The sequence below is a fragment of the Nocardia amamiensis NBRC 102102 genome, assembly GCF_001612745.1.
GTDB classification, from domain to species: Bacteria; Actinomycetota; Actinomycetes; order Mycobacteriales; family Mycobacteriaceae; genus Nocardia; species Nocardia amamiensis.
This window is the reverse complement of the sequence record NZ_BDBA01000293.1, coordinates 1-9,266: the sequence shown is the minus strand read 5'-3', so window position 1 is coordinate 9,266 and position 9,266 is coordinate 1. Positions and strand designations below refer to the sequence as shown.

The window sequence follows — 9,266 nt, the reverse complement described above, 5'->3', positions numbered from 1 at the left end:
ATGTGATTGCAGTCGTTGGACACTCATGCCTGGGCCTCGCTTGCGTCGGTCCCGGCTCGGTAGAGGGCGTCGTAGCCGATGCGCTGATCGCGGCGCAGCTGCTCATGATGGGCATCGGCGGTCAGCTTCAGGTAGTCGATCCCGGTCGAAGGCCGCGGTGCCGGCGCGGGGATCTCCGGCCGTGCCTTCGGATGCGCGTGGCGGGTGATGGTGTGAGGCAACGCTTTTCCGTAGCTCTTGTCGCGGTGGCGGACGTCGATGGTTTCCATGTCGAACGGACAGAACACCAGCTCGACCCGCCGACCTGCCAAGGCTGGGTCGACGGCGTAGGTGTTGGAATGCAGCGAGACCGTGCCGGTCTTGGTGACGGTGCGGTACTCGCTCCAGAGGAATGCCTCGGTCAGATCCGGCGCGGTCGGGATCACCGGTGATTGGTTGCGCCTGTCCCATCCGGCCTCCCAACGGGATAGGGGTGTTTGTCCTGTTTCGCTGTGAACGCGCCGGTGGTATTCGATTTCGACCCAGGCCGCGAACAGGCCGTTGAGCTCCAGCAACGCCGACCGGTGATCCATGCCCGACTCGGCGATTTCCTCAGCGGTGGTGTCGGGGACCTCGACCAGGAACTGGTCGCGGACGGTGCGGAACAGGCGTTCAATTTTCCCTCTGCCCTGCGGGCGGCCCGGTGTCGAATGAACCAGGCGGACACCGAGTTTCGCGCAAGCCCGCAACAACCAAGCGTCGACGAACGCCGACCCGTTGTCGACATCTCTGCCGCAAGTTCGTGATTTCTGAAGGAGTTTCGGAACGAACTTGCGGGTGCGGAGCGCGAATACCTGGGGGCGAGGGCGTGAGTTCGTCGACTTCGGCGCAGTGGTCGGCCGGGCTGGTTCGGCTATCGGTCTTGCTCGAGGACCGTTTTCGAGGAAGGTCTTGGCGGCGTTGGCGTATCGGATGGCGGCGCGTTCGCTGATTCCGAAGACGGCGGTTAGGTGGAGGGGGTCGGGGCCGTGGGTGAGTGCTTCCTCGAGCTGCCGGTCCATCCGGATCTGGTTGAGTGTCACTCCGACCTCGCGGAATTGGTCGCCGAGCCAGTGCACGCTGACCGGCTTGTCGTTCTGAGCGGTGTGCTCGGAGATCAGCAGGTGAGCGTTGCCGGTATGCGGCCAGCGTTCTCGGCGATAGCGGAGGTAATCGGTGATGGCCTGTGCGGTGAGGTCGTCGATCCGCCGGGTGTGGCCGCTGATGGTGATTCTTCGGTCGGGCAGAGCGGCATCGTCGAGCGTCAGCTCGCGCAAGGTAGTCGGTCGTGCGGCATGTATTGCGGTGAGGCAGAGCAGGATTCGGCGCAGCGGCGTCGTGGCATGGCGAACCAGGGCGTCGAGTTGTTCCGGCCGCAGGGGTGCTGGCAGGGCGCTGCCGGCATCGCCGGTCTTGAAGTGGGTGGTGGGATCTCGGAACAGGCGCCCGGCTTTCTTGTGGAATCCGAAAATCGACCGCAGGCCGACCAGGGCCCGCTTGCGTTTGAGCCCGGTCAGGCCCGAGACGGCGGCTTTGACGTCGTCGCGGGTGACTTCGCGCAGGTGCTGATAGCGTCGCGACCATTCGACCAGCGTCGGCAGCGCCGCGTCGAGGTAGTTGCGAATGGTGTCGGTGGCTCGCGGCCGTGTCCGGCGACCGCCGTCGCGCAGAGTGGTCGCCCAGAGCTCGATGTCCGCGGCCAGTGTCGGGTTCAACTGTGCCAGTTTGCGGTGCATCCAGGCGTCGAAGGTCGGGACGCGGTCGTCGTCGAGGATCCCGAGGAGTGCGAGGACTTCGGCGGTGTGCGCGACGTTGTGGCCGAGCTGGTCGATCGGGACGAGGTCGGAGTAGGTGATCGTATCGCCGGGCGCGTGTGAGGACAGCACGACGAGTAGGCCGTCGTCGATCTCGCGCAGGATCCACCAGGCCCATCCGCGTGCCTCGGCCAGCCGCCGAGCGGCCTGCCGGGCTTGGATCAGGGTCGGATTGTGCGGGTTGGCGTGCCGGGTCGGGTGAATCGCCGATAGTCGGGGCGGACCGGGAACAGCGCCAGCTGTCCCCGGGGTCTGCCAGGTCACCGGGTCGGCGGCGATTCTCGGTGGTTTGCGGGGGCGGCCTCTGGCGCGGCGGGTGCCCAGCGGGAAGGTGAGGAACAGCTGCCAGGCATCGATGGCGACCTCGGGCATGGTCTCCCGGATCACCATGCGGCCCAGCTGACGCAGAACCTGCTGATGACACAAACGGCAGTAGCCGTGCTTGAGCGGAACATCGCGGTGACATCCGGGACACTGCTGCCGACGCCAGACCCGCCAGTTGAAGCATTCCCGACACATTCCATTGCCGACGATCAGTCCCCAGGCCAAGCAGTAACGACAGCTGTCCACTGCTGCTGGTGGCGTGGTCATGTCGGCGGCAGTGACCGTCCTCGCGGTGCCCGTGGCGTCACCGCGTGGCTCTGCCCGACCGCTGGCTGAGCGGTATGTTCGGTGGCGGACGCGGCGGCGGTCTCCGGTTCCGGGATCAGCAGTTCGTCGATGCCGCAGCCGATCACCGCGCAGATCACGTCCAGGTCGGCGAGTTTGACGCTGATCGGCTGCCCGGACCACAGACCCGACATCTTCCCGGCCGAGATCACCAGGCCGCGTTCGGCGAGCATCCGCTGTAGTTCGCTGGCCTTCCAGATGCCGCGGTTGGCGGCCGCCAACCGGAGGTTCCATCTCATCGCATCAGTCCTTTCAGCCGGGTGGCGGCGCGTTCTTGGCCCGCGATCCACGAGTCTTCGACGTGAGTGTGCAGGACATGCTCTGGCGACATCAGATATCGGAACTATCTGAATGCCTCGCCGTTTGTGACTTGTTGTCCGGTTTCTGGTCGGGGATCGACGTCGATGCCGAAGTCGGCCAGCAAGGCGGCGAGTTCGTCGCGCGAGGTGGTGGCGAGGTGCCCGCCGGTGAAACGTGGGTTGTCGGTGACTTCCGCGATGGCGTAGGTCGGCGGCGTGAACGTAAGTATGTCGTCGTCGTTGGTGAACTCGATCTCGGCAAGGATGAGTCCAGCGAGCCGGGAGGCGAAGACGTCGATCCCGAAAGGCGGGATGCTGTATCGGGTCTTCGTCAGCATGTTGCCGGGAAGCGCGGCGAACAGGCGGAATTCGGCGGCGGTCAGGTAGGTGTTGGTGATCGTCCCTTGGACAGGCCCCGGCCGTGAGGCGGGAATCTTCTGCGTGAGCTTGTATTGGTGGCTGCCGTTCTGGTCGGCGATGTGCCGCAGGCGCAGCGTGGTTTCGGGCCAGTAGCGGTCGGTGATCGTGCGTATGGCGATGGGCGCTGGATCGATGGGGAGATCAGCAAGCAGGAATCGGCGTTCCCTCTCGATGCGAGCGTATTTGCCGGGCTGGGGCACCGAGGCTGGAAAAGACATGTCGCTGTCCTGCTTTCATCTCGTGGGGTCGGGATGCTGCTGATCGCTGCGGCGGCTGACGTCGGTCGCGTAGGACATCCAATCTCCGCTGCTGACTCGTTGCCAGTTGGCGGCGACGCTGATGTGGATGCCGAGCATGCGGGCCAGGATCGCGGCCGGCAGTTCGGTGGCGAGCTGAAACAGCGCGCTGGATCGAGCGTGTCCGCTGTGGATGCCGAGTTGGCGGAGACGTTCGCGGAGGCGGTCGGCGCCGATGGGTTGTCCGGGGCGGCCGCCTGGGAACAGCCAGGTTGTGGTGGCGGGTCGTCCGATGACGGCGTGCCCGCGGCGGTGTCGAACGAGTTCGCGGAACAGTTCAGCGACCGGCTCGGGGAGATCGATGGGTTCGTCTCCGAGCCGCAAGAGCACGTGTTCGTCTGTGATGCTCACTTGCTCGACGGTCAGTCGGCTGATCATGGTGACGTGCTGGGCGTAGAGGAGAACGAGTAGTCCGGCGGCGCGTGTGCCAAGCTCGATGGTGTTGTCGTGCAGGAGAAGACGGGCTTGCTCCCATCGGGTTTCGCTGTCGATCGTGCCGACTGGGCCGTCCCATCTGGTGGCGGCGTAGTCGAGCTGGGTGAGTTTGTTCTTGCGTGCCCAGCGGACGAAGTTGCCGGCGTCCGTGCGGTGGTCGATCAGCCAGGCATCGAGGTCGGCTTGTGTTGCGGTAGTCAAGGTGTGGCCGCAGCTGTGCAGCCAATCCAGCAGTGTGGCAGCGCCTTTGATGACGGCTTGGGCGGCGACGACCTGCGGGTGGGTGATGTCGGTGTCGCCGGCTCGTCGACGGAGACGATGGATGACGTGCCAGAACGCGTAGCGCTGGAGAATGGCGCGTTCGTCGGGGTCGCTGCGGGTGGCTATGAGATCGGTGGTCCAGCGGTGCAGGCGGGCCATATGCTCATCGCGGTGTGGCAGGACACCGATCGAAACGAGAACGCTCCGTAGGTGCGCGAGCGACTTGGTTTGGGGCAGCTCGTCCAGGGTTTCGTGCGAAAGGGTGCGGTTGCCGCTGTTCAGTACGCGCAGAATGGCGGGTGCGCCGTTGCTTCTGAGCCATGCGTCGACGGTGTTCGGCCGCTCGACTTGGATGAGAGTCCGGTAGAGCGTCTGGAGGCCGGCTCGGATCTGGCCGTGTTCGTCGCCGAGAAGCTCGCGCAGTCGACGCTCACGGTTGCAGCGCGCGCATCGTCTGCCGTTGTGGATTCGGCCGGATTCTCCGCAGTCCGCGCACGAATGCCAGAAGCCGGGTTCGGGGCGGGTGCAGGTCGCGCAGAGAGGTTGTTCAAGAGTGCCGCCGCGAAGCGGACGGACTTCACCGCAGGTGCTGCAGCGAATCCACCGCTGTCGACATGCTCGGCACCAGGGTTGGCTGGTGGCGACGGAAATGCTGCAGGGTGCGGTGGTGCCGCAGATCGAGCACCGCTGGATGGTCTCGGTCCGGCAGGATCCGCAGACCGGGCCATCGGCGGTGCGCAGGGCGACCGGGCGCAGTCGGCCGCATCCGGAGCAGGGCTCGTGATTGGCGGGATCACGCTGCAGGCAGTTGGGGCACAGCGGTTGCCCGTTCTCGTCCCGGAAGGCGGGTTCCTTCAACACGCCGCAGCGAGCGCATGGTTGGGCCTTGGATTTTGCTGTGCAATTGCGGCACAGCCATTTTCCTTTGATCGGCCGGTGCAGATGTATGGTTCGGCCGCAGGCTGGGCAGGCCGGATGAATCACGGTGGCTGAACCGGCATCGCAGAGCCGGTCGATCAGACGCAGGACCGAGGGGATCGGCGCGTTCGCCCCGGCTCCGGTGAGTAGTTCTGGGTGGTCTTCCAGAGTCCAGGCCAGCCGCCGTCGGGGCCCGAGTTGTGGGGACACGGCCTTGACCGCATCCGCGATGAGGTTCTCCGGCAATGTCGGATCGATGGCGGCGATCACTGCCGTGATGATGTCGATAGGGTCGCGGTCGTCGTCGGGAGGGCATGCCTTGCAGCGTGGCCCGCCGTCACGATCGCGCCAGGCAACCGGTCGCAGGACGCCGCATCCGGCGCATGGCTCCGGGACAGGACCGCAGACTCTGCAATACCAGTTGTCGCCCCGCCGTTGGATCGTGCGCATCAGCTTGCCGCACTCGGTGCAGGATGGCGCTGAAATCCTCATTGCGCCAGCGCGTTTAAGCGCGATCAGGAGTTCAGCGACAGCGCGGGGAGCCGGGGAACGGCCGTCATCGAGCACGCCTGGACGATCCAAGAGAGCTTGGGCCAGCCGCCGCCGTTTCGCCCGGCCGCCTGCCTTCGATTCGACAATACGGGTGACCGTGGCCGCGTCCAGGGTGTGCTCACGTTGCAGGATCAGCGTGACCATCACCCCGACGGGATCGGTGATCACCTGCGGCGCGAATCCTTCCACGATTCACTCGCCGGAATCGGTGATCCGAGCCGGCTTGGGCCGGAAGGTGCCGATTCCGGCCTCTTCGCCGGTGGCGGTGCGCTTGTTCCGGGTAGGAGTCGCCGCGGCGATCGGTTCGATCAGCTCGTCCATGCGGCAGTCGAGGATATCCATCAGTGCCATGAGCACTTTCAGGCTCAGCCGTTCCGGGCGTTCGGTGACCAGCCGGTAGACCTGGCTCGACGACAACCGGATCCCGCGCTGCGCCAGCGGTTCACTCAGGTCGGTGGTCTGGAACATGTCCCGGGCAGCCATCATCTGCCGTAGGTTCCATCGGTAGTCGAGCTTGCGAGCCAATTCAGGCATCCTTCCGGTCGGGTGCGGGCCGGCCGAGCGCCGGTGTGAGGGCCTTGCGCAAGGCAGTGTTCATGAAATCGCTCGACACGTGGGTGTAGATCGCTGTGGAGGTATCGCATCGATGCCCGACGGCCTGCTGGATGAACAACCGGTCGACGCCGTCCTCAGTGAGGTGGCTGACCCATGAGTGCCGAAGGCTGTGTGGTGAAAGGTATTTCGGCAGTTTGAGAGCGTCGCGATAGGTGACGAACCGCGCGTTGATCTCCGCCGGTTTCACACGGCCGCCGCGCTCGGTCAACCACAAGGCCGGATGCTCGTGTGACCCGAATTTCGGGCGGATGTGCTCGACATAGTCGGCCACTGCGTCCACCGCCCATCCCATCACGGACGGGACATTGCGGCGGCGCGGCGGCTGCCCGCGCACCGCCTTGCCGAACCGGACGTGCAGCATCCCGAAGCGGCCGAATTCCGGTGCCTTCGGGTTGCGGCCGAAGTCGACCACGTCCAGCTTCGACGTTTCGGTCCGCCGCAGCCCCCACCCATACATGACCTTGAACAACGTCGCGTCCCGGTAAGCGGCGAGCGCGCCTTTGCGCTTCGCGCGCACCGCCCGCTCGACCTGCTCGTCGGCGTAGTCGAGGAACCGCTGCAACTCCGTCCGGGTGAATGGGCGTGCCTCCGGATCACCCTCGTAGTCGTTGAGGTGCACGATCGTGTTCCACTCATGGCAGATCGGCACCGGGTGCTTCCCGATACCGAACTGGTCCTCACACGCCGCTGCCCAGCCGTAGCGGGCGTCGCAGAGGTAGTCGCTGAACAGGCGCAGATCTGTCTGATAGCCGCGAATCGTCGCCGGGGCCAAGTGCTTTTCGCTGGTCATCCACAGCGTCCAGTCCTCGACGTGGCCGGGCAGCCAGTTCCACGGGTACTCGTTGGTGAACTCGATGAACCGGCGCACCAACCGTTCTCGCGGATCGATCGTGTTCTCCTGCAGCCCGCGCGCTGTCTGCTGGGCCCGCCAGCCCCGCAACATCGCGTCGACCATCGCGTCTTGCGGATGCAGCTGGACCACGCCGGAAACCAGCTCCAGACGCGCCGATCCCTCCAGATCACGCCGCGCCACGTGGCCCTCCTCACCCCGAAACGTGCAACCTTTCAAGGCAAGGATCATGCATCAGACGGGCGAGGCTCGGGATCATTTCAGCTCAATCGGCGTGCTTGGTCCGGTTCGTGCGACTATTGCCACACCCTCTTCAGCAGGCGACCTGCGAAAACTCGCCCGTCTGATGCAATTCCCGAGGGTTGACGTAACGCATCGTCGTGGCAACCCACCAGTGCCCCAACAGTTCCTGGATAGCCAGCAGATCCATGCCGTGCCGGTAGAGCTGGGACGCGCAGAAATGCCGCAGGACATGGGGTGTGAGCCGCTCGGTCCAGGTGGGCAGATGGCCGGCGACCGCGTGGGCGAGCCCGCGGCGCAGGGATTCCGCACCGGCTCGGGCGGCCGATCCGTCGGCGTGGTGACGTTCGGAGGGGAACAGCGGCGCTCCCGGGCGGGTGTGGTCATGGTCGAAATGGCCCCAGACGTCTTCGATATACCAGCGCAGCAGTCGATCCGCTCCGTTGATCAACGGGACCACCCGGTGGCGGGGCCCGGAGCCCTGGGTGCCCTTGCCGAAACGAACATGGAGCTTGCCGAATCGGCCCAACTCCCAACGGACGTCATCGAGATCCAGGCAGCGAGCCTCATTGATGCGCAATCCGACTTTCGAAATCAGTTGTGCCGCAGTGAAATTACGTGCTGCTGTCGCGAACTTCCGGCAAGTCGCCAACTCCTCGCGCCAGCCGGTGAACAGGGTTTCGATCTCGGCATCGACCGGCGGGATCCGCAGGCCGATCTCCGCGCGGCCGCGCGGGCGGTTCATCTCATCCAGCGGACTGGTGATCACGGTGCCCGTCATCGCGTGTAGCTCGGCGCGGTAGCGCATCTCCAGGAAGTCGAAGAACGTCGACAGCGACTGCGCGTGCGCCAACCGTGTCCCTTGCGACGCGGACCGCACCACCCGACCGAAGTACGCATCCGCGTCCGCGGGCCGCATCTCCCAGAGCGGGCGGCCGAACGAGTTGCGGATCTGCTCCAGATGCGACATGTCGCCGCGGATCGTGCCGTCGGCCAAGCCTGCCGACGCGCGGGCCAGCACGAATCCCGCGAGCACGTCGGTTTCGAAGGCCGCCAGCTCCTCCGGCCCGGCCGGCGGGCGCGCCGTGCCGAGGTCCCGCACCACTGCCAGCGCCATCCCGCTCCTCGACATGCTCGTGAAAACCGAACTGCCGAAGGGTATCTCGAGAACTGTTCAGAAATACCGAGATTCGATCAACTCGGCACTCGCCAGCGAGGAGTTCGGCGAGAGCCTGTTCAGGCAGGGTAGGCCGACTGGGCGGTGTGGCCGGTGCCCAGGGAACTTGAGGTATATCCAATAAAACCGATTCCGGAACACCCCGGGAAGCCAGCGCTGGCTCCAGTGCCGCGGCAAGACGGACGGTGTCCTCGGCGAACCCGAACCGATAACCCGGCAACAACCTGCTGTGATCGTCGAGGAAGCCGAACAAGTAGGTCTTGCGGCCGCCGACCCTCGGTCCGTGCAGGGCGTCGCCGACCCAGAGCTCGTTGGGGTGATCGGCCTCGAACCGGCCGAACACCACCGGCTCGCCGCCGCTGGCCGGGCCGACGAGGTCGAGGCGGTGGAAGTGCCGAAGCAGCGTCGATTCCGACGGCGCCCACCCGGTCGACGCGCGCAGGATCCGCTGCACTTGGGCGACGGTGCGGGCCGGGTTCTCCCGCTTCAACGCCGCCGCCATCTCCAGCGTCGCGGTATCGATGCGCGTGCTCGACTGCCGGACCGAGGGCACCAATTCCTCGAATCCGCCGCGGCGCCAGCGGCGGATCCAGCGGTCGAGGGTGTCGCGGGAATAGGTGACCCGGTTGCCGAACGGGTCGGTATGGGCGCGAGACGCGATATCTCGCACGATCTTTCCCCGAGCCTTCGGACCCAGACCGG

General features: G+C 65.7%; 6 protein-coding genes and 2 pseudogenes. All 8 read right to left on the bottom strand.

What is annotated here, in order from left to right; all coding sequences use genetic code 11:
• Positions 1–23: 23 nt before the first annotated feature.
• A pseudogene (locus NA4_RS35800) lies at positions 24–764 on the bottom strand (Mu transposase C-terminal domain-containing protein); the annotation flags it as partial.
• Between the two features lie 1,655 nt (positions 765–2,419).
• The gene (locus NA4_RS35795; RefSeq protein WP_067480102.1) at positions 2,420–2,740 is read right to left on the bottom strand and encodes a helix-turn-helix domain-containing protein; all 321 of its coding nucleotides are present in this window, start codon (positions 2,738–2,740) and stop codon (positions 2,420–2,422) included.
• Positions 2,741–2,844: 104 nt separating this feature from the next.
• Positions 2,845–3,438 (bottom strand): CYTH domain-containing protein, encoded by a 594-nt coding sequence (locus NA4_RS35790; RefSeq protein WP_067480100.1) that lies wholly within the window; start codon positions 3,436–3,438, stop codon positions 2,845–2,847.
• A 15-nt stretch (positions 3,439–3,453) separates the two neighbouring features.
• Positions 3,454–5,850, bottom strand: a complete 2,397-nt coding sequence (locus tag NA4_RS35785) for a hypothetical protein (RefSeq protein WP_218022510.1) — start codon at positions 5,848–5,850, stop codon at positions 3,454–3,456.
• A 24-nt stretch (positions 5,851–5,874) separates the two neighbouring features.
• Positions 5,875–6,168, bottom strand: a complete 294-nt coding sequence (locus NA4_RS35780) for a helix-turn-helix domain-containing protein (protein WP_373862868.1) — start codon at positions 6,166–6,168, stop codon at positions 5,875–5,877.
• Positions 6,169–6,208: 40 nt separating this feature from the next.
• A complete protein-coding gene (locus tag NA4_RS35775; protein ID WP_218022511.1) occupies positions 6,209–7,252 on the bottom strand; it encodes a tyrosine-type recombinase/integrase in 1,044 nt (347 codons plus the stop codon).
• 208 nt (positions 7,253–7,460) lie between these two features.
• Positions 7,461–8,504 (bottom strand): tyrosine-type recombinase/integrase, encoded by a 1,044-nt coding sequence (locus tag NA4_RS35770; protein WP_067480092.1) that lies wholly within the window; start codon positions 8,502–8,504, stop codon positions 7,461–7,463.
• A 175-nt stretch (positions 8,505–8,679) separates the two neighbouring features.
• Positions 8,680–9,266 (bottom strand): annotated as a pseudogene (locus tag NA4_RS39770) (DDE-type integrase/transposase/recombinase); the annotation flags it as partial.